Raw genomic sequence first — 20,616 nt, 5'->3', positions numbered from 1 at the left:
TGTGGGAGCCGGGCTTGCCCGCGATGCAGGCACCTCGGTGTATCAGTGATACCAAGGTGATGCTATCGCAGGCAAGCCAGCTCCCACACAAGCCGGCTACCACATTGAGTACAGCGTCGGCTTAAAGGCCGTAGCTCATCAGGCGCTCATAACGACGAGCCAGCAGCGCTTCGTTATCCAGCTTCTTGAGCATCGCCAGTTGCGACCCCAACTCGGCACGGATGGTCGCAGCAGCGGCAGCCGGATCACGGTGAGCGCCGCCCAGTGGCTCGGCGATAACCTTGTCGACGATACCCAGGCCTTTGAGGCGATCGGCGGTGATGCCCATGGCTTCGGCAGCGTCCGGCGCCTTTTCGGCGGTTTTCCACAGGATCGAGGCACAACCTTCCGGCGAGATCACCGCGTAGGTCGAGTACTGCAACATGTTCAGTTGGTCGCAGACACCAATGGCCAGGGCACCGCCGGAACCACCTTCACCAATCACAGTGGCGATGATCGGGGTTTTCAGGCGCGCCATGACGCGCAGGTTCCAGGCAATCGCTTCGCTCTGGTTGCGCTCTTCGGCGTCGATACCCGGGTAGGCACCCGGCGTGTCGATGAAGGTCAGGATAGGCATCTTGAAGCGCTCGGCCATTTCCATCAGGCGGCACGCCTTGCGATAGCCTTCCGGGCGCGGCATGCCGAAGTTGCGGCGTACTTTCTCGCGCACTTCACGGCCTTTCTGATGACCGATCACCATCACCGGCTGGTCGTCCAGGCGAGCGATACCGCCCACAATGGCCGCGTCGTCGGAGAAGTGACGGTCGCCGTGCAACTCGTCGAACTCGGTGAAGATGTGTTCGATGTAGTCCAGGGTGTAGGGACGGCGCGGGTGGCGAGCCAGGCGCGCGATCTGCCAGCTGGTCAGCTTGCCGAAGATGTCTTCGGTGAGCGTGCTGCTCTTGTCTTGCAGGCGAGCGATTTCATCACCGATGTTCAGCGAATTGTCATTGCCGACCAGGCGCAGCTCTTCGATCTTGGCTTGCAGGTCAGCGATCGGCTGTTCGAAATCAAGAAAATTCGGGTTCATAAGCGTCCGTCTTGGGTCGACGGCCAGGGAGTGCCTGGCCAGCCGGTTGTCTATTCGCGCCCTACCTTAAGGGAGAGGCGCGTTTAGGTCGAGATTAAATGTTTAGTCGAGATCAGATCTATCTGACCGTCAACGGTATTGGAGGAAGACGTTGTCTCGCCCGAACTGGTCACGCAAAGCTTGAATCAAGCCATCAGCGGGATCAATTCGCCACGTCTCACCAAACTGCAACATGGCCTTGGCATCGCTGCCGGTGTACTCCATGGTCACCGGGCATGCGCCACGATGGCGTTTTAGCAGGTCACCCAACCAGCGTAGCTGATCGCCTTTAAGCGCTTCGGTTTTGACCTTCAGGCGCAGGCTTTCGGCCAGGTTGGTGCGGGCGTCTTCCATGCTCATCACGCGCTTGATGCGCAGGCGCAGGCCACCGGAGAAGTCATCATTGCTGACCTCCCCTTCCACCACCACCATGGCGTCGGTCTGCAACAGCGATTGGGCGGAGTGAAACGCGTCGGCAAACAATGACGCTTCGATGCGGCCCGAGCGGTCATCGAGGGTGATGAAGCCCATCTTGTCGCCCTTCTTATTTTTCATCACCCGCAGGGCGATGATCATACCGGCGACGGTCTGGGTATCCCGCGCCGGTTTGAGGTCGATGATGCGCTGACGGGCAAAACGGCGGATTTCGCCTTCGTACTCGTCAATCGGGTGACCGGTGAGGTACAGGCCCAAGGTGTCTTTTTCACCCTTGAGGCGTTCCTTCAGAGTCAGCTCCTTGGCCTTGCGGTGATTCGCGTAGACATCCGCATCCTCTTCGACGAACAGCCCGCCAAACAGGTCGGCGTGGCCGCTGTCATGGGTACGAGCGGTCTGCTCGGCGGCCTTGATCGCCTCTTCCATGGCGGTCAGCAGCACCGCCCGGTTACGATCGATATTGGCCTGGTAAGCCTTGGGCTCATCATGAAAATACGGGCCAAGACGGTCGAGTGCGCCGCTGCGGATCAGGCCATCGAGGGTACGTTTGTTGATGCGCTTGAGATCCACCCGCGCGCAGAAATCGAACAGGTCCTTGAACGGCCCGTCCTGACGCGCTTCGGTGATGGCCTCCACCGGACCTTCGCCCACGCCTTTGATCGCGCCGAGGCCATAGATGATGCGGCCTTCGTCGTTCACCGTGAACTTGAACTCCGAAGCGTTCACGTCCGGCGCGTCGAGGCGCAGCTTCATGGTGCGCACTTCCTCGATCAAGGTCACGACCTTGTCGGTGTTGTGCATATCCGCCGAGAGTACCGCCGCCATGAACGGTGCCGGGTAGTGGGCTTTCAACCAGGCGGTCTGGTACGACACCAGGCCATAGGCGGCGGAGTGGGATTTGTTGAAGCCATAACCGGCGAATTTTTCTACCAGGTCGAAGATGTTACCGGCCAGGTCGGCATCGATGTTGTTGGTGGCGCAACCTTCAATGAAACCGCCGCGCTGCTTGGCCATTTCCTCGGGCTTTTTCTTACCCATGGCGCGACGCAGCATGTCCGCACCGCCGAGGGTGTAGCCGGCCATCACCTGGGCGATCTGCATCACCTGTTCCTGGTACAGGATGATGCCGTAGGTCGGCGCCAGTACGGGCTTGAGGCCCTCGTACTGGTAGTCGGAGTGCGGGTAAGCCAGCTCGGCGCGGCCGTGTTTACGGTTGATGAAGTCATCCACCATGCCCGATTGCAGCGGGCCCGGACGGAACAGGGCCACCAGTGCGATCAAGTCTTCCAGGCAGTCGGGCTTGAGCTTTTTGATCAGCTCCTTCATGCCCCGGGATTCAAGCTGGAACACCGCCGTGGTTTCGGCTTTTTGCAGCAGGCTATAGGTCGGTTTGTCGTCCAGCGGGATAAACGCGATATCCAGCGGTTCTTCGCCGACCTTGGCACGGTCGCGGTTGATGGTCTTGAGTGCCCAGTCGATGATCGTCAGGGTCCGCAGGCCGAGGAAGTCGAACTTCACCAGGCCGGCGGCCTCCACGTCGTCCTTGTCGAACTGGGTGACCAGGCCGTCGCCTTCTTCATCGCAATAGATCGGCGAAAAGTCGGTGAGCTTGGTCGGCGCAATAACCACGCCACCAGCGTGTTTACCGACGTTACGCACCACGCCTTCGAGCTTGCGCGCCATGTCCCAGATTTCGGCGGCTTCTTCATCGACCTTGATGAAGTCGCGCAGGATTTCTTCCTGCTCGTAGGCTTTTTCCAGGGTCATGCCGACTTCGAACGGGATCATCTTCGACAGGCGGTCCGCCAAACCGTAGGACTTGCCCTGCACCCGCGCCACGTCGCGAATTACCGCTTTGGCGGCCATGGAACCGAAGGTGATGATCTGACTTACTGCGTTGCGGCCGTATTTCTCGGCCACGTATTCAATGACGCGGTCACGACCATCCATGCAGAAGTCGACGTCGAAGTCGGGCATGGATACCCGTTCCGGGTTCAGGAACCGTTCGAACAGCAGGTCATATTCAAGCGGGTCAAGGTCGGTGATCTTCTGTACGTAGGCCACCAGCGAGCCAGCACCTGACCCCCGGCCCGGACCTACCGGCACGCCGTTGTTTTTCGCCCACTGGATAAAATCCATTACGATCAGGAAGTAACCGGGGAATCCCATCTGGATAATGATATCCAGCTCGAAATTCAACCGATCGACATACACCTGGCGCTTGGCTTCGTAGTCCTCGGTGGTGTCCTTGGGCAGCAGAACACTAAGGCGTTCTTCCAGACCATCGAACGACACTTTGCGGAAATACTCATCGATGGTCATGCCATCGGGTATCGGGAAGTTGGGCAAAAAGTGCTTGCCCAGCTTCACTTCAATATTGCAGCGCTTGGCGATCTCGACGGAGTTTTCCAGGGCCTCGGGCAAGTCGCTGAACAGCTCCGCCATTTCCTCGGCGCTTTTGAGGTACTGCTCTTCGCTGTAGTTCTTCGAGCGGCGCGGGTCGTCCAGGGCCCGGCCTTCGCCGATGCACACGCGGGTTTCGTGGGCTTCGAAATCTTCTTTCTTGATAAAGCGCACATCATTGGTCGCCACCAGCGGCGCACCCAGCTTATCGGCCAGGGCTACGGCAGCGTGCAGATGCTCTTCATCGTTGGGGCGGTTGGTGCGCTGGACTTCCAGGTAGAACCGGCCTGGGAACACCTGCATCCACTCACGCGCCAGCACTTCGGCTTCCTGAGGGTTGCCGCCCAGCAGCGCGATACCGATTTCGCCCTCTTTGGCGGCCGAGAGCATGATCAGGCCTTCGCTGGCTTCGGCCACCCACTCGCGCTCGATGATGATCGAGCCGTTGCGCTGACCATCGATAAAGCCACGGGAGATCAGTTCGGTGAGGTTGCGATAACCCACGCCGTTCATCGCCAGCAGGCTGATGCGGCTCAGGGGGTTATCCGGGTCTTTGTTGGACAGCCACAGATCGGCGCCGCAGATCGGCTTGATGCCGGCGCCCATGGCGTTCTTGTAGAACTTGACCAGGGAACACATGTTGTTCTGGTCGGTAACCGCAACCGCAGGCATGTTCATGCCCACCAGGGTTTTGACCAGCGGTTTGATCCGTACCAGGCCGTCGACCAGGGAGTACTCAGTGTGCAGGCGTAGATGAACGAATGAAGCCGGCATAGTGATCCTGTCTTGATACATGAAAACAACAAGGCCCGGATTGTACCGGGCCTGGGTAAAAACATCAGCCTTGCTGCTAAACCTCGATCAGGCTTTCACGGGCCTCATAAGCCTGGCGCACCGGGGCAAACGAGCGGCGATGGATCGGGGTGGGGCCGAGCCGAGCCAGAGCTTCCAGATGAACGGGGGTCGGGTAGCCTTTATGGCCTCCAATGCCGTAGCCGGGATAGATCAATTCGAACGCGGCCATTTCACGGTCGCGGCTGACCTTGGCCAGGATCGAGGCAGCCGCAATGGCCGGAACCTTGCTATCGCCCTTGACCACCGATTCGGACGGCATTGTCAGTTTAGGGCAGCGGTTACCGTCGATCATCGCCATTTTCGGGGTGATGTGCAGCCCTTCCACAGCACGCTGCATCGCCAGCATGGTGGCGTGCAGGATATTCAGCTCGTCGATTTCTTCGACTTCAGCCCGGGCGATATGCCAGCTCAGGGCTTTTTCACAGATTTCGTCATAGAGTTTTTCGCGACGGGCTTCGGTGAGCTTCTTCGAATCGTTGAGCCCCAGGATCGGGCGGTTCGGATCAAGGATCACCGCCGCCGTAACCACTGCGCCACAGAGCGGACCGCGCCCGACTTCGTCAACACCCGCCACCAGTTCGTGGGCCTGGGCAACGAGGCTGAAATCCAGGCCCATTTGCATGGTCATAAGGCTTCCTGTTTATGGCCGATCAAGGTCAACACGGCGTCGGCCGCCTGGTTCGAGGCATCACGGCGTAACGTGCGGTGAATATCGTCGAAACCACGGGTCTGCTCTTCGCCGCCGTCGATCAAGGGTAGTAGGGTTTGCGCAAGCGCGTCGGGCGTTGCATCGTCCTGCAACAACTCCGGCACCAGCAGGCGCTGGGCCAACAGGTTGGGCAAGGAAATGTAAGGGCTCTTGACCATGCGCTTGAGAATCCAGAAGGTCAGTGGCGCCAGGCGATAGGCCACGACCATCGGCCGCTTGTACAGCAAGGCCTCAAGCGTGGCGGTGCCCGAGGCGATCAACACCGCATCGCAGGCTGCCAGGGCCAGGTGGGACTGGCCATCGAGCAGCGTCAACGGCAGGCTGCGACCTTCCAGCAGGGTTTCGATCTGGGCACGGCGTTGTGGGCTGGCACAGGGCAGTACAAAGCGGATCCCCGGCTTTTGCGCCTGGAGACGTTCGGCGGCATCAAAAAACAGCGCTCCCAAACGTCCTACCTCGCCGCCACGGCTCCCTGGCATCAACGCAACCAAGGGGCCATCGCGCAAGCCCAGCTCGGCACGCGCAGCCGCACGATCAGCTTGCAAGGGAATGGCGTCAGCCAGGGTGTGGCCGACAAACCGCACCGGCACGCCCTTCTCTTCGTAGAACCGGGCTTCGAATGGCAGCAAGGTCAGCATCAGGTCGCAACCTTCGCGGATTTTCAACACACGCTTCTGGCGCCACGCCCACACGGATGGGCTGACGTAGTGCACGGTCTTGATCCCGGCCTGGCGCAACTTGAGTTCGATATTGAGCGTGAAATCCGGCGCATCGATGCCGATAAAGACGTCAGGCTTTTCTTCGATCAGTGTCTTGATCAACAGCTTGCGGCGAGCCAGCAGCTCACGCAGGCGCCCCAAGACTTCCACCAGCCCCATGACCGACAGGCGCTCCATGGGGAAGTAGGAGGTCAGGCCTTCGGCCTGCATCAACGGGCCACCGACCCCGATAAATTCCACCGCCGGATGCTGGGCCTTGAGCGCCCGCATCAAGCCGGCACCCAGGATATCGCCGGAAGCTTCACCGGCCACGAGCGCAATACGCAGAGTGGCCATGATCAGCGAGTGATGCCGCGAGTCGAGGTCTGGATGGAGTCACGGAACACCGCGACTTCCGAGAACTGCGTGGCAGGCTCGGCCAACTCGGCCAAGGCCTGTTCCACGGTCAACCCTTGGCGGTAAACCGTCTTGTAGGCACGGCGCAGGGCGTGGATGGCGTCTTCGCTGAAACCGCGACGACGCATGCCCTCGAAGTTCATGCTACGGGCTTCGGCAGGGTTGCCGAACACCGTCACGAACGCCGGGACATCCTTGCCGATGGCGGTGCCCATGCCGGAAAAGCTGTGGGCGCCGATGTGGCAGTATTGATGCACCAGGGTAAAACCGGAGAGGATCGCCCAGTCATCAACGTGCACATGGCCTGCCAACGCAGTGTTGTTGACCAGAATACAATGGTTGCCGATCACGCTGTCATGGCCGATGTGCGCATAGGCCATGACCAGGTTGTGATCACCCAAGGTGGTTTCGGCGCGATCCTGCACGGTGCCGCGGTGAATGGTGACGCCTTCACGAATGATGTTGTGGTCACCGATGACCAGGCGTGTTTCTTCACCCTTGTACTTCATGTCCGGGGTGTCTTCGCCTACCGAGGAAAACTGGTAGATACGATTGTGTTTGCCAATTCGGGTGGGACCCTTGAGGATCACGTGCGGCCCGATGACAGTCCCCTCGCCGATTTCCACACCTGCGCCGACGATCGACCAAGGGCCGACCTCAACGTCGGCGGCCAGTACGGCCGACGGATCGATGATTGCGCGAGGGTCAATCAAACTCATAGTTTGCGTTCCGCACAGATGATCTCGGCAGAGCACACCGGCTTGCCATCTACCGAGGCCTGGCATTCAAACTTCCAGATCTGGCGTTTGCAACTGATGAACTTGGCTTCCAGGATCAACTGGTCACCCGGGGTGACCGGGTTGCGAAAACGCAGTTTGTCGGAACCCACGAAATAGTAAAGCGTGCCGTCGGCAGGCTTGAGGTCGAGCATTTTGAAACCAAGGATACCGGCAGCCTGGGCCATGGCTTCGATGATCAACACACCTGGCATGATTGGATGCGCAGGAAAGTGACCATTGAAGAATGGTTCGTTGATGCTGACATTCTTGTAGGCACGAATGCGCTTTTCCTCGACGTTGAGGTCCACTACGCGGTCCACCAGCAGGAACGGGTAACGGTGAGGCAGGTATTCGCGAATCTCGTTGATGTCCATCATTTCGGGGGGAAGCCTGTAATAAAGATTGGGGGCGGGCGCACCAGGCGCACGCCCCGCTAGCAAATCAAGGAGGCCGTCTAGCGGCCGCGCACACTTGATATGGAAATGGTATCAGCCTTCTGATGAAGCATTACCGCCAGGGGTCACGTCCCCGACACGCTTTTCAAGCTGTTTGATACGTCGTGCCATGTCGTCGATCTTCCTCAAACGCGCGGCACTCTTGCGCCATTCGGCCGCAGGTTGCATCGCGGTACCGGATGAATAGGCCCCTGGCTCTGTGATCGAGTGGGTCACCATGGTCATGCCGGTGATGAAGACGTTGTCGCAAATGTCGATATGCCCCACCAGCCCTACGCCACCGGCGAGCATGCAATGCTTGCCGATCTTGGTGCTGCCGGAAATACCCACGCAGGCGGCCATGGCGGTGTGATCGCCAATCTGTACGTTGTGAGCGATCTGGATCTGGTTGTCGAGCTTCACACCGTTACCGATCACGGTATCGGCCAAGGCCCCGCGATCCACAGCAGTGTTCACACCGATCTCCACATCGTCGCCGATCAGTACGCCACCGACCTGGGCAATCTTGTGCCAGACACCTTTGGAGTTGGCAAAGCCAAAGCCTTCGCCGCCGATAACAGCACCGGACTGTATGACCACACGTTGACCAATACGCACATCGTGGTAGAGCGTCACGCGGGGGGCTAGCCAACCATCGGCACCAATTTCACAGCGTGCACCGATAAAGCAGTGGGCACCCACGGTGACACCAGCACCAATACGCGCCCCGCTCTCGATCACGGCAAACGCACCGATGCTGGCGGCAGGGTCAACCTGGGCATCCTCGGCGATCACGGCAGACGGGTGAATACCGCCAGCCGCCTTCGGCTTGGGATCGAACAGGTGCGACGCCTTGGCGTACGACAGGTACGGGTCGGCCACCACCAGCGCATCCCCGGTAAACCCTTCGGCGTCAGGGGCCTTCAGCAACACGGCTGCGGCCTGGCAGTCGACCAGGTATTTACGGTATTGGGGATTTGCGAGGAAGCTCAACTGAGCTGGGCCAGCCTCCTGCAAGGTGGCTAGCCCAGTGATTTCTTTCTCCTTGGAGCCACGTAAGGTGGCCCCCAGGAACTCGGCCAACTCGCCGAGTTTGATAGTCGCTGTCATGGTTTACTTCAGCTGGTTCATGCGCTCGATCACCTGGCGGGTGATGTCGTATTGAGGCTTGACGTCGATCACGGCGCCACGCTCGAACACCAGGTCAAAGGCACCCTTCTTGATGACTTCTTCCACAGCGCTGTCCAATTTAGGCTTGAGCTGCTTGAGCATTTCGCGGTCGGCCACAGCCTTGGCTTCGTTCAGCTCCTTGGATTGGAACTGATAGTCACGGGCCTTTTGCTTGAATTCAAGCTCCAGACGCTCGCGCTCGCCTTGCTGCATTTTGTCGCCACCGGCTACCAGGCGGTCCTGGATACCCTTGGCGCTGCTTTCCAGCGTCTTGAGTTTGGTCAGTTGCGGACCGAATTTCTTCTCGGCATCCACGGCATATCGCTTGGCCGCATCGGATTCCAGCAGGGCCATCTGATAGTTCAGGACCGCGATTTTCATTTCGGCGAAGGCCGGGGTGGTGACCAGCACAGTGGCCAGCAAGACCAATTGAGTCAACTTACGCACGATGTACTCCTACAGAATCCGTTGTCGTTATCTTAGGTCAGACGCTTAGAACGTCTGGCCGAGGGAGAATTGGAAAATCTGGGTTTCAGCGTTATCCGGTTTCTTGATCGGCATGGCCAGAGCAAAGCTCAACGGGCCCAGCGCAGTCACCCAGGTCACACCCACGCCCACGGAGCTCGCCAGGTTGCTGAGGCTTACGTCGTTGCACTGAGTGTTGGACTTCAAGCCACTTGGGTTCTTGATCTGTTCGCACTTGGAGTCGAACACGTTACCCACGTCCCAGAAGACCGAAGTACGCAGGGAACGCTGGTCCTTGACGAACGGCAGCGGGAACAGAATCTCCGCACCACCCTGGATCAACACGTTACCACCGAATGGCAGCGGGTCGTTGTCCGAGTCAGCGACAGTGCCCTGGTTACCAGTCCGGTCAACACCGCGGCTTGGCGTACCACGCGGACCCAAGGTGCTGTCCTTGAAACCACGTACCGAATTGAAACCACCTGCATAGTAGTTTTCATAGAACGGCAAGCCATCGGTCGAACCATAGCCGTCACCATAGCCCAGCTCTGTGTGCAGGCGCATGGTGTAGTTATCGCTCAACGGCTGGAACAACTGGCCGCGGTAGTCGAGCTTGAAGAACGACAGGTCGCTGCCCGGCGTGGTGACTTCCGCAGTCAGGCTCTGGGAGTGGCCGCGGGTTGCCAGTACGCCTTTGTTCAGGGTCGACTCGGACCAACCGGCAGACGCCTTGAAGTTCAGGAACTTGTCGCCTTCACGACGGGTGAAATCGAAGATTTCGTCCACGGTGTACACACCGGTCTTGATCTCATCCTGCTGGGCGGTAAGGCCAAAGGTCAGGCGCGAGGTTTCGCTGATCGGGTAACCCACGTTGACACCAGCACCCAGGCTGTCGATCGCATAGCTTGCAACGTCAACATCGAGGTCTTTGTAGTCGGTGGTGCGGTAGAAGGCGTTGTAGCCCAGGCTCACACCGTCTGCAGTCCAGTAGGGGTCGGTGTAGCCGAAGTTGTATCGGCTCTGGTATTCGCTGCGGGTCAGGCCGATGGACACACGGTTACCGGTACCCAGGAAGTTGTTCTGCGTGATGGAACCACCCAGGATCAAACCGGCGCTCTGGGCGAAACCGACACTGGCAGTGATCGAACCCGAGGCTTGTTCTTCAACGGCGTAGTTCACGTCAACCTGGTCATCCACACCCGGTACGGCCGGGGTTTCGACGTTGACTTCCTTGAAGAAGCCCAGGCGCTCAAGACGGGTCTTGGATTGGTCGATCAGGTAGGTCGAAGCCCAGCCACCTTCCATCTGACGCATTTCACGACGCAGCACTTCGTCCGCAGACTTGGTGTTGCCTCGGAAGTTGATGCGGTTGACGTAGGCACGCTTGCCCGGATCGACGACGAAGGTGATGTCCACGGTGTGGTCTTCATCATTCGGGGTCGGCACGCCGTTGACGTTGGCGAAGGTATAGCCTTCGTTACCCAGGCGGCGGGTGATCAGCTCAGAGGTAGTGGTCATCAGCTTGCGCGAGAACACCTGGTCCTTCTGCACCAGCAACAGGGACTTGACCTGGTCTTCAGGCACTTTCAGGTCACCGCTGAGCTTGACGTCACGAACCTTGTACTTCTCACCTTCGTTGACGTTGACGGTAATGTAGACATGCTTCTTGTCCGGGGTGATGGACACCTGGGTCGAAGCGATGTCCATGTTGATGTAGCCACGGTCCAGGTAGTAAGAGCGCAGGCGCTCCAGGTCACCGGAGAGTTTTTCACGGGCGTACTTGTCATCGTTCTTGAAGAACGACAACCAGTTGGTGGTCTTGAGTTCGAACAGGTCGACCAGGTCTTCATCAGGGAACTTGGTGTTGCCCACGACGTTGATGTGCTGGATGGCGGCCACGGTGCCTTCGTTGATGTTGACCTTCAGGCCCACACGGTTACGAGGCTGGGGGATCACTTCGGTTTCCACGGTCGCGGAGTAGCGGCCCTGGGCGACGTACTGGCGTTGCAACTCGTTACGCACACCCTCAAGGGTTGCGCGCTGGAAGATCTCGCCCTCGGCCAGGCCCGATTGCTTCAGGCCCTTCATCAGGTCTTCAGTGGAGATGGCCTTGTTACCTTCGATCGCGATACTCGCGACGGAAGGTCGCTCGACGACCGTGATGACTAGGACGTTACCTTCGCGACCCAGTTGGATATCTTGAAAGAACCCGGTTTTGAACAGCGCACGAGTGGATTCCACCAGGCGACGATCATCCGCCTGTTCCCCGACGTTCAACGGCAAGGCACCAAAGACGCTACCCGCGGAAACCCGCTGGAGGCCGTTGACGCGAATATCGGAGATGGTGAAGGACTCGGCGTGAACTTCGGCGATCATCAATACGGTGAGAACCGCAGTTAGCAGCAGACGTTTCATGAAGTCCTTTCTTATTCCAACTGGCAATAAACAAACTGCCGCAAAATGCGGCAGATTCGCAATTCAGCGAAGCGTTACAGACGTCCCAGATCGTTGACCAGGGCTAACAACATCACCCCGACCACCAAACTGATACCAATCTGTATCCCCCAACCCTGCACCCGATCCGACAAGGGGCGACCACGCACCCACTCGACCAGATAAAACAGCAGATGCCCCCCATCCAATACTGGAATGGGCAGCAAATTCAGAACCCCAAGGCTAATACTCAGATAAGCCAGGAAATTCAGGAAATCCGCGACACCCGACTGGGCAGAAGCGCCCGCCACTTTAGCAATGGTTATCGGTCCACTCAAGTTTTTTACCGAGAGCTCACCGAACAACATTTTCTTGAGGGATTCGAGGGTCAGCACGCTCATGGTCCAGGTGCGTTTCGCACCCTCGCCAATCGCGGCCAAAGGCCCGAAACTGACCTCTCGCACCATCGATGGCGGCCATTCGACACCTTTGACCCCGGCACCCAGGTATCCCCCGGCCGCCTTGGCTTCCCCTCGCACCGACAAGGTCACGGGGACGTCGATTTGAGCACCCTCGCGCTCAACTTTCAGCACAATTTTGGTATCAGGACGCACACGCACAAGGTCGACCACCTGCTGCCAGTCACCCAGCGCCTGACCATCAAGGGCCAACAGGCGATCACCGGTTTTCAGGCCAGCAGCCTGGGCCGGCCCCTTTGGATCGAGTTCGGCCAGCACCGGCGGCAAGGCCGGACGCCAAGGGCGGATCCCCAGGGATTTGATCGGATCGGGCTCATCGGCGCCCTTGAGCCAATGGTCCAGCGCCAATGCCCGCGGGGTTTCGGCGCTGGAGTCCTGATCACGCACCACCACATTGACGGTGCCGCTTTCACCCAGGCGACGCACCAACTGCAAATTGACCGCGCCCCACCCTGTGGTGGGTTCGCCATCAATCGATACAATTTCCTGCCCTGCCGTCAGGCCCGCCTTGGCCGCGATGCTGTCGGCTTCGACCGCGCCAATGACCGGGCGCACCTGCTGGCTGCCCAGCATGGCCAAAACCCAGAAGAACACCATCGCCAACAGGAAGTTGGCAATCGGCCCCGCCGCGACAATCGCGATACGCTGACGAACGGTCTTGCGATTGAAGGATTGGTCCAGTTGGTCTGCAGGCACTTCGCCTTCGCGCTCATCGAGCATCTTGACGTAGCCGCCCAACGGGATAGCAGCAATGACAAACTCAGTGCCGCGGCGATCATGCCAGCGCAACAACGGCATGCCGAAACCGACGGAAAAGCGCAATACCTTGACGCCGCAACGACGCGCCACCCAGAAGTGGCCGAATTCGTGGAAGGTCACCAACACACCCAGAGCAACCAGGGTGCCGACAATCATGTAGAGCGCACTCATCTAATTTCTCCGCATTTCAATCCAATGCCTGAAGACTCAAACCTGCCCACGGCCTAACCCGCATTGCGATCCAACCATTGCCCAGCCAGGGCTCGGGCCTTGGTGTCAGCCTCGAACACCGCCTCCAGGTCATTCACTGCCACTACCGGCTCACGCGCCAGGACGTCCTCGATGATACTCGCGATCTGCGGAAAGCGGATGCGCCGTTCAAGAAACGCCGCCACGGCCACTTCGTTGGCCGCGTTAAGCATCGCCGGGGCACTGTTACCCGCCTCGGCCGCTTGCCGCGCCAGGCGCAAACAAGGGAAACGCTGCTCGTCTGGAGCTTCGAAGTCCAGGCGCGCAATTGCAAACAGGTCCAACGGTGCTACGCCGGAATCAATCCGCTCAGGCCACGCCAAGGCGTTGGCGATCGGTGTGCGCATGTCCGGGTTACCCAACTGCGCCAACACCGAGCCATCCACGTAATCGACCAGGGAATGGATCACACTTTGTGGATGAATGACCACCTCAACCTGGTCAGGCCGCGCATCGAACAGCCAGCATGCCTCGATCAACTCCAGGCCCTTGTTCATCATGCTCGCCGAATCCACGGAGATTTTGCGCCCCATGGACCAGTTCGGGTGAGCGCATGCCTGATCGGGAGACACATGGTCCAGCTCGGCCGACGGAGTCTGGCGGAATGGGCCACCCGATGCCGTCAGCAAAATCCGGCGCACGCCGACCTGGCTCAAGCCGCGGGCAAAATCACCGGGCATGCACTGGAAGATGGCGTTGTGCTCGCTGTCCAGAGGCAGCAGCACCGCGCCGCTCTTACGCACCGCTTGCATAAAGAGTGCGCCGGACATGACCAAGGCTTCTTTGTTGGCCAGCAGGATTTTCTTGCCAGCATCGACTGCCGCCAAGGTCGGGCGCAAACCGGCTGCACCGACAATCGCCGCCACGACGGTATCCACGTCCGCATCGGCCGAGACCTGGCACAACCCTGCCTCGCCGACCAATACCTGAGTAGCCAGCCCGGCAGCCCGCAGATCCTCTTGCAGATTACGAGCCGCAGCCGCCTCAGGCACCACGGCAAAGCGCGGCGAGTGACGCACGCACAAGGCCAGCAACTCGCGCAAACGCGTGAAGCCGGTCAGGGCGAAAACTTGATAGCGATCGGGGTGACGCGCTATGACATCAAGGGTACTGAGCCCGACCGAGCCGGTCGCGCCCAGCACCGTAACCTGCTGCAGGCGGCTCACGAAGCGATCATCCACAACAGCACGGCAAAAATAGGCAGCGCAGCGGTGAGACTGTCGATACGGTCAAGCACACCGCCATGGCCTGGCAGCAGGTTACTGCTGTCCTTGATGCCCGCCTGGCGTTTGAACATGCTCTCGGTAAGGTCGCCCACCACCGAGATGAAGACGACAATAGCCGTCCCCAGCAAGGCCAGAAGCACTTCCTTTACCGACCAGTCACGCACCACACCGACCACCAAGGTGATCAGCAGCGTCAAGGCCAGGCCGCCGTATACGCCTTCCCAGCTCTTGCCGGGGCTTACGGCCGGGGCCAGCTTGCGTTTGCCAAAGGCTCTACCCGAGAAGTAGGCACCAATGTCAGCACCCCATACCAACACCATTACAGCCAGGATCAATTCGTTGCCCAGCGGGTAACGCTTGATTTCCACCAGCCCTTGCCAGGCCGGCAACAGGATCGCCAGGCCGATCACCAGCTTGCAGGCCACGCTGGACCATTGGCCACTGGTGCGTGGATAGGTGAGTACCAGGAACGTCGCCAACGCCCACCACAACACTGCTGCTCCCAGCACCCAGGGCGCGATGTCCGGCAGGATGTACATGAAGAACAACAACAGCGCGACCACGGCGGCGTAGGCCACACGCGGCAACTGGTTGACGAAACCTGCCAGGCGCGCCCATTCCCACGCCCCAAGGGTCACGACCAAGCCGATGAACAGCGCAAAGCCGGAACCGTCGAGCAGGAAAAAACCGCACAAGGCAATCGGCAGCAGGATCAGCGCCGTGATGATTCGTTGTTTAAGCATTTAAACCCGGGCTCCAGCTTCGATCTGCTCGCTCGTTTTACCGAAACGACGCTGACGGGAAGCGAAATCGGCCAGTGCATTACGCATGGCATCGTGTTTGAAGTCCGGCCAGAACAGGTCGGAGAAGTACAGCTCGGTGTAGGCTAGCTGCCACAGCAGGAAATTGCTGATGCGATGCTCGCCACCGGTACGAATGCACAAGTCCGGCAACGGTAGGTCGCCGGTCACCAGGCAGGTTTGCAACAGTTCGGGCGTGATGTCGTCCGGGCGCAGATGGCCGGCCTGCACTTCGCGGGCCAGCCGCTGTGCAGCCTGGGCGATATCCCACTGGCCACCGTAGTTGGCTGCGATCTGCAGTACAAAACGGTTACTGCCGGCAGTGATGGCCTCGGCTTCGCGCATGGCCGTTTGCAGCTCCGGATGGAACCGCGAACGATCACCAATGATGCGCAGACTGATGTTGTTGTCATTGAGGCGCTTGGCCTCACGACGCAAGGCCTTGAAGAACAGGTCCATCAAGGCGCTGACCTCATCGGCGGGCCGCTGCCAGTTCTCACTGGAGAACGCGAACAAGGTCAGCACTTCGACCTTGGCCTCGGCGCACACTTCAATCACCGCCCTTACCGCGTCAACACCCGCTTTATGCCCGGCAACACCCGGCATAAAGCGTTTTTTCGCCCAGCGATTATTCCCATCCATGATGATCGCGACATGGCGCGGCACCACGGAGGGCACAGTCTGCTTGGTCTTTTCCATGAAGGCGTCCTGACCCCTTATACGGCCATCAGGTCCTTTTCTTTTTCTTCGGTCGCCTTGGTAATCTGGGCTTCGGCGTCCTTGGTCAGCTTGTCGATATCAGCGACGGCACGGCGCTCTTCGTCTTCGCTGATTTCCTTATCCTTGACCAGTTTCTTCAGGTCGCCCAGCGCATCGCGGCGGATGTTACGCACGGCAACGCGCGCATCTTCAGCAGCACTGCGCGCCTGCTTGGTGAAGCCCTTTCGGGTTTCTTCGGTCAGGGCTGGCATGGAGATCAGCAGCAACTCGCCCAGGTTGGTCGGGTTGAGGTTCAGGCCGGCACTCTGGATAGCCTTGTCGACAGCCGCGAGCATGTTGCGCTCGAAGGCCACAACTTGCAGGGTGCGCGAATCCTTCACGGTCACGTTGGCTACACCGCTCAGCGGGGTGTCGGAACCGTAGTAAGGCACCATCACGCTGCCCAGGATGCTTGGGTGCGCCTTGCCAGTACGGATCTGGCCAAAGGCATGGCTCAAGGATTCCAGGGATTTCTGCATACGCGCCTGGGCGTCTTTCTTGATTTCGTTGATCATTGTTGGCCTTCCTCGATCAGAGTCCCTTCTGCGCCGCCGTGTACGATATTCAGCAGGGCGCCGGGCTTGTTCATGTTAAATACGCGCAGCGGCATCTTGTGGTCGCGGCACAGGCAGATAGCGGTCAGGTCCATGACACCCAGCTTGCGATCCAGTACTTCATCGTAGGTCAGATGATCGAACTTCTCGGCATGCGGGTCTTTGAATGGGTCTGCAGTGTAAACGCCATCCACCTTGGTCGCTTTCAACACCACGTCGGCATCGATTTCGATAGCACGCAGGCATGCTGCCGAGTCGGTGGTGAAGAACGGGTTACCTGTGCCAGCGGCAAAGATCACCACTTCCTTGGAGTTCAGGTGGCGCATGGCTTTGCGGCGATCATAATGATCGGTCACGCCAACCATTGAAATTGCCGACATCACGATGGCCGAGATATTGGCGCGCTCCAGGGCGTCGCGCATGGCCAGGGCGTTCATCACAGTGGCCAGCATGCCCATGTGGTCGCCGGTAACCCGGTCCATACCGGCAGCACTGAGTGCCGCACCGCGGAACAGGTTGCCACCACCAATCACCAGGCCGACCTGCACACCGATACCGACCAATTGGCCGACTTCCAGCGCCATGCGGTCAAGCACCTTGGGGTCGATCCCGAACTCTTCCGAGCCCATCAGGGCCTCGCCGCTGAGCTTGAGTAGAATGCGTTTATAGCGAGCCTGATAACCACTGCCCTGCTGAGCCATTGCGAATCTCTCCTGCGGCGTATTTTTTAAAAATTCTTGGCGAGCCGTTTACGGCTTGCGTTCACTCTAGCTGGACGCTGTCACAGCGCCATCGGAACACGGCTTTGTAAGCCAGTTCCGAGAGGAAACCAAATAAAATTGGCCTTCCCATTTGAAAAGAGGCTGCGCGCGTGAGCGGGCAGCCTCTTTCGGCGACAGTTTGGAACTGTCTTATTGCTTGGCGGCAGCCAGCTGGGCAGCAACTTCTTCAACGAAGTTGTCGACCGGCTTCTCGATGCCTTCGCCTACTTTGAAGTAAGTGAAGGAAACGATTTCAGCACCGGCTTTCTTGGCCAGTTCGCCAACCTTGATTTCAGGGTTCTTGACGAACGCCTGCTCAACCAGGCTTGCTTCAGCCAGGAACTTGCTGATACGGCCTTTGATCATGTTTTCAACGATGTTCTCTGGCTTGCCGGCGATCTTGTCGGCGTTGAGGCTCAGGAACACAGCTTTTTCACGTTCGATTGCGTCGGCAGACACTTCCGAAGGCAGCAGGAACTCAGGGTTGCTTGCAGCAACGTGCATTGCGATGTCTTTAGCCAGCTCAACGTCGCCGCCTTTCAGAACAACTGCAACACCGATCTTGTTACCGTGCAGGTAACCACCAACCACATCACCCTCAACGCGAACCAGGCGACGGATGTTGACGTTTTCGCCAACCTTGCCGACCAGTACCAGGCGATCAGCTTCTTGAGCTTCGATCAGCGGAGCGGCGTCAGTCATTTTCTCGGCGAACGCTTTTTCAACGCTGGCAGCCACGAATGCCTTGAAGTCGTCCTGCAGAGCCAGGAAGTCGGTCTGGGAGTTCACTTCCAGCAGAACGGCGGACTTGCCGTCTTCTTTCAGAGCGATAGCGCCTTCAGCAGCCACGTTGCCTGCTTTCTTGGCAGCCTTGATGGCGCCGGAAGCACGCATGTCATCAATGGCTTTTTCGATGTCGCCGCCGGCCTTGGTCAAGGCCTTTTTGCAATCCATCATGCCTTCGCCAGTACGCTCACGCAGTTCTTTAACCAACGCTGCAGTAATCTCTGCCATTTCAAAATCCTCTTGGATAGGTTTTCAACCATTCCACCCGATCAAACGGGCGATCAATTCTTCCCGAATCTCCGTTGTAGGCCGCTGCACGTTACAAATAATGTAGCTGCGCTGCCGACAAATGGTTTTCGAGGTGGCAAAAAGGGGGCCAAGCCCCCTTTTTGCTTACTGAGTCAACGCCAGGGCGTCAGTTACTCAGCGGCAGCTACCGGAGCTTCTTCAACGAACTGCTCGGTACCGCCAGCAACGTGGTTGCGGCCACGGATTACAGCGTCAGCCATCGAACCCATGTACAGCTGGATAGCGCGGATTGCGTCATCGTTGCCTGGGATGATGTAGTCAACGCCTTCCGGGCTGCTGTTGGTATCGACTACGCCGATAACCGGGATGCCCAGCTTGTTGGCTTCGGTGATCGCGATGCGCTCGTGATCAACGTCGATCACGAACAGTGCGTCAGGCAGACCGCCCATGTCCTTGATACCACCCAGGGAACGATCGAGCTTTTCCAGATCACGGGAGCGCATCAGCGCTTCTTTCTTGGTCAGCTTGGCGAAAGTACCGTCTTCGGCTTGTACTTCAAGGTCACGCAGACGCTTGATGGAAGCACGGATGGTTTTGAAGTTGGTCAGCATGCCGCCCAACCAGCGGTGATCGACGTACGGAGAACCGCAACGTGCTGCTTCTTCAGCAACGATCTTGCCAGCGGAACGCTTGGTGCCGACGAACAGGATCTTGTTTTTGCCCTGGGCCAGACGCTCTACGAAAGTCAGCGCTTCGTTGAACATTGGCAGGGTTTTTTCAAGGTTGATAATGTGAATCTTGTTACGCGCGCCGAAAATGTACTTACCCATTTTCGGGTTCCAGTAACGGGTCTGGTGACCGAAGTGCACACCGGCCTTCAGCATATCGCGCATGTTGACTTGGGACATGATAGTTCCTTAATAAGTCGGGTTTGGCCTCCACGTATCCCAATGACCAACCAGCGGCATCAAGGCCTCCGGCACCCAGGTCATCGTGTCGACACGTGTGTGGATTTAAGCTTTGCGGGGTATCCCCGGAAAGCGGCGCATTTTATACCACAGCATCGGCAAAAACGAAACCCGCAATCACATTTGCCGGTCGCCGCCTTTGCGTAAGCCCTTGAATACAGCCAACATGCCTCTACCTCATAGAGAGAAGCGATCACCAGACGCGCATGATTTGCCAGCATCGTCTGTTAGAATCGCGTTTTTTGGGACTTGCGCGAATGTTGTAACCCTTTGTCGCGCCCCCGTGAACCGTATTGATTTCAGCGCGTCGCGCTAGAGAGAGCCTGTATGACCGTTACCTTGAAAACCGCCGAAGACATCGCAGGCATGCGCGTTGCCGGCAAACTGGCTGCCGACGTGCTGGAAATGATCGCCGAACACGTCAAGCCCGGCGTCACCACCGAAGCGCTGGACCGTATCTGCCACGACTATATAGTCGACGTGCAAAAAGCCATCCCTGCCCCGCTGAATTACAAAGGTTTCCCCAAGTCGATCTGCACCTCGATCAACCACGTGGTCTGCCACGGCATTCCGGGCGACAAACCACTGAAAGACGGCGACACCCTGAACATCGACGTCACTGTGATCAAGGATGGTTACCACGGCGATACCAGCCGCATGTTCCACGTCGGTAACGTGCCGGTGTGGGCCGAGCGCCTGTCCCAGGTCACCCAGGAATGCATGTACAAGGCCATCGAGATCGTCAAACCCGGCTGCCGCCTGGGTGACATTGGCGAAGTGATCCAGAAGCACGCGGAAAAGAACGGCTTCTCGGTGGTACGCGAATTCTGCGGCCATGGTATCGGCAAAGTGTTCCACGAAGAGCCGCAGATTCTGCACTACGGCCGTGCGGGCACCGGCATGGAACTCAAGGCCGGCATGACCTTCACCATCGAACCGATGATCAACCAGGGCAAGGCCGACACCAAGGTGTTGGGCGACGGTTGGACCGCCATCACCAAGGACCGCAAGCTCTCGGCCCAGTGGGAACACACCCTGCTGGTCACCGACACCGGTTATGAAATCTTCACCCTGCGCGCCGACGACACCATCCCACGCGTTTCGGCCTGAAGGCTGCCCA

At 58.7% G+C, this 20,616-nt stretch carries 18 protein-coding genes; 1 reads left to right on the top strand and 17 read right to left on the bottom strand.

The features are described from left to right. Positions 1-121 precede the first annotated feature (121 nt). The 17 genes from BT199_RS08705 to rpsB form a co-directional block, all read right to left on the bottom strand. On the bottom strand, positions 122-1,069 hold the full coding sequence (locus BT199_RS08705; RefSeq protein ID WP_003189182.1) for an acetyl-CoA carboxylase carboxyltransferase subunit alpha: 948 nt from the start codon (positions 1,067-1,069) through the stop codon (positions 122-124). A gap of 129 nt (positions 1,070-1,198) precedes the next feature. Next, positions 1,199-4,720 (bottom strand): DNA polymerase III subunit alpha, encoded by a 3,522-nt coding sequence (gene dnaE, locus BT199_RS08700; protein ID WP_003189180.1) that lies wholly within the window; start codon positions 4,718-4,720, stop codon positions 1,199-1,201. A 76-nt stretch (positions 4,721-4,796) separates the two neighbouring features. Then, complete coding sequence (gene rnhB / locus BT199_RS08695; protein ID WP_175556202.1) at positions 4,797-5,423, bottom strand: ribonuclease HII; 627 nt, start codon at positions 5,421-5,423, stop codon at positions 4,797-4,799. A 2-nt stretch (positions 5,424-5,425) separates the two neighbouring features. Next, complete coding sequence (gene lpxB, locus BT199_RS08690) at positions 5,426-6,565, bottom strand: lipid-A-disaccharide synthase (protein ID WP_019817858.1); 1,140 nt, start codon at positions 6,563-6,565, stop codon at positions 5,426-5,428. 2 nt (positions 6,566-6,567) lie between these two features. Beyond that, positions 6,568-7,344: an acyl-ACP--UDP-N-acetylglucosamine O-acyltransferase gene (gene lpxA / locus BT199_RS08685; protein WP_014717236.1), complete on the bottom strand. Its 777-nt coding sequence runs from the start codon at positions 7,342-7,344 to the stop codon at positions 6,568-6,570. Beyond that, on the bottom strand, positions 7,341-7,781 hold the full coding sequence (fabZ, locus tag BT199_RS08680) for a 3-hydroxyacyl-ACP dehydratase FabZ (protein ID WP_003172281.1): 441 nt from the start codon (positions 7,779-7,781) through the stop codon (positions 7,341-7,343). Before fabZ ends, lpxA begins: the two co-directional genes overlap by 4 nt. Before the next feature lie 111 nt (positions 7,782-7,892). Continuing rightward, a complete protein-coding gene (lpxD, locus tag BT199_RS08675) occupies positions 7,893-8,948 on the bottom strand; it encodes a UDP-3-O-(3-hydroxymyristoyl)glucosamine N-acyltransferase (protein WP_072434305.1) in 1,056 nt (351 codons plus the stop codon). 3 nt (positions 8,949-8,951) lie between these two features. Next, positions 8,952-9,455 (bottom strand): OmpH/Skp family outer membrane protein, encoded by a 504-nt coding sequence (locus BT199_RS08670; protein ID WP_003189173.1) that lies wholly within the window; start codon positions 9,453-9,455, stop codon positions 8,952-8,954. Positions 9,456-9,500: 45 nt separating this feature from the next. Further along, positions 9,501-11,888 carry an outer membrane protein assembly factor BamA gene (gene bamA / locus BT199_RS08665; protein WP_014717234.1) on the bottom strand — a complete coding sequence of 796 codons (2,388 nt, stop codon included), beginning with the start codon at positions 11,886-11,888 and terminating at the stop codon, positions 9,501-9,503. Positions 11,889-11,962: 74 nt separating this feature from the next. Further along, positions 11,963-13,315 (bottom strand): sigma E protease regulator RseP, encoded by a 1,353-nt coding sequence (gene rseP, locus BT199_RS08660; RefSeq protein ID WP_014717233.1) that lies wholly within the window; start codon positions 13,313-13,315, stop codon positions 11,963-11,965. Between the two features lie 53 nt (positions 13,316-13,368). After that, positions 13,369-14,559, bottom strand: coding sequence for a 1-deoxy-D-xylulose-5-phosphate reductoisomerase (gene ispC, locus BT199_RS08655; protein ID WP_019817859.1), 1,191 nt, complete (start codon positions 14,557-14,559; stop codon positions 13,369-13,371). Further along, positions 14,556-15,362: a phosphatidate cytidylyltransferase gene (locus BT199_RS08650; RefSeq protein ID WP_032903249.1), complete on the bottom strand. Its 807-nt coding sequence runs from the start codon at positions 15,360-15,362 to the stop codon at positions 14,556-14,558. Before BT199_RS08650 ends, ispC begins: the two co-directional genes overlap by 4 nt. Beyond that, positions 15,363-16,118, bottom strand: a complete 756-nt coding sequence (gene uppS / locus BT199_RS08645; RefSeq protein ID WP_003189167.1) for a polyprenyl diphosphate synthase — start codon at positions 16,116-16,118, stop codon at positions 15,363-15,365. A gap of 17 nt (positions 16,119-16,135) precedes the next feature. Then, on the bottom strand, positions 16,136-16,693 hold the full coding sequence (frr, locus tag BT199_RS08640) for a ribosome recycling factor (protein WP_003189163.1): 558 nt from the start codon (positions 16,691-16,693) through the stop codon (positions 16,136-16,138). Next, entirely contained in the window at positions 16,690-17,433 is a 744-nt protein-coding gene (pyrH, locus tag BT199_RS08635; RefSeq protein WP_003189161.1) for a UMP kinase, read from the bottom strand. Before pyrH ends, frr begins: the two co-directional genes overlap by 4 nt. 210 nt (positions 17,434-17,643) lie before the next feature. Next, complete coding sequence (tsf, locus tag BT199_RS08630; protein WP_072434304.1) at positions 17,644-18,507, bottom strand: translation elongation factor Ts; 864 nt, start codon at positions 18,505-18,507, stop codon at positions 17,644-17,646. A gap of 191 nt (positions 18,508-18,698) precedes the next feature. After that, positions 18,699-19,436 (bottom strand): 30S ribosomal protein S2, encoded by a 738-nt coding sequence (gene rpsB / locus BT199_RS08625; RefSeq protein WP_003189158.1) that lies wholly within the window; start codon positions 19,434-19,436, stop codon positions 18,699-18,701. 387 nt (positions 19,437-19,823) lie between these two features. On the opposite strand from rpsB, the gene map reads away from it, so the two are divergent. Beyond that, a complete protein-coding gene (gene map, locus BT199_RS08620; RefSeq protein ID WP_003189156.1) occupies positions 19,824-20,606 on the top strand; it encodes a type I methionyl aminopeptidase in 783 nt (260 codons plus the stop codon). Positions 20,607-20,616: the final 10 nt, after the last annotated feature.

The sequence above is a fragment of the Pseudomonas sp. NFR02 genome (genome assembly GCF_900119375.1).
GTDB lineage: Bacteria > Pseudomonadota > Gammaproteobacteria > Pseudomonadales > Pseudomonadaceae > Aquipseudomonas > Aquipseudomonas paracarnis.
This window is presented reverse-complemented; position numbering and strand designations above follow the sequence as displayed.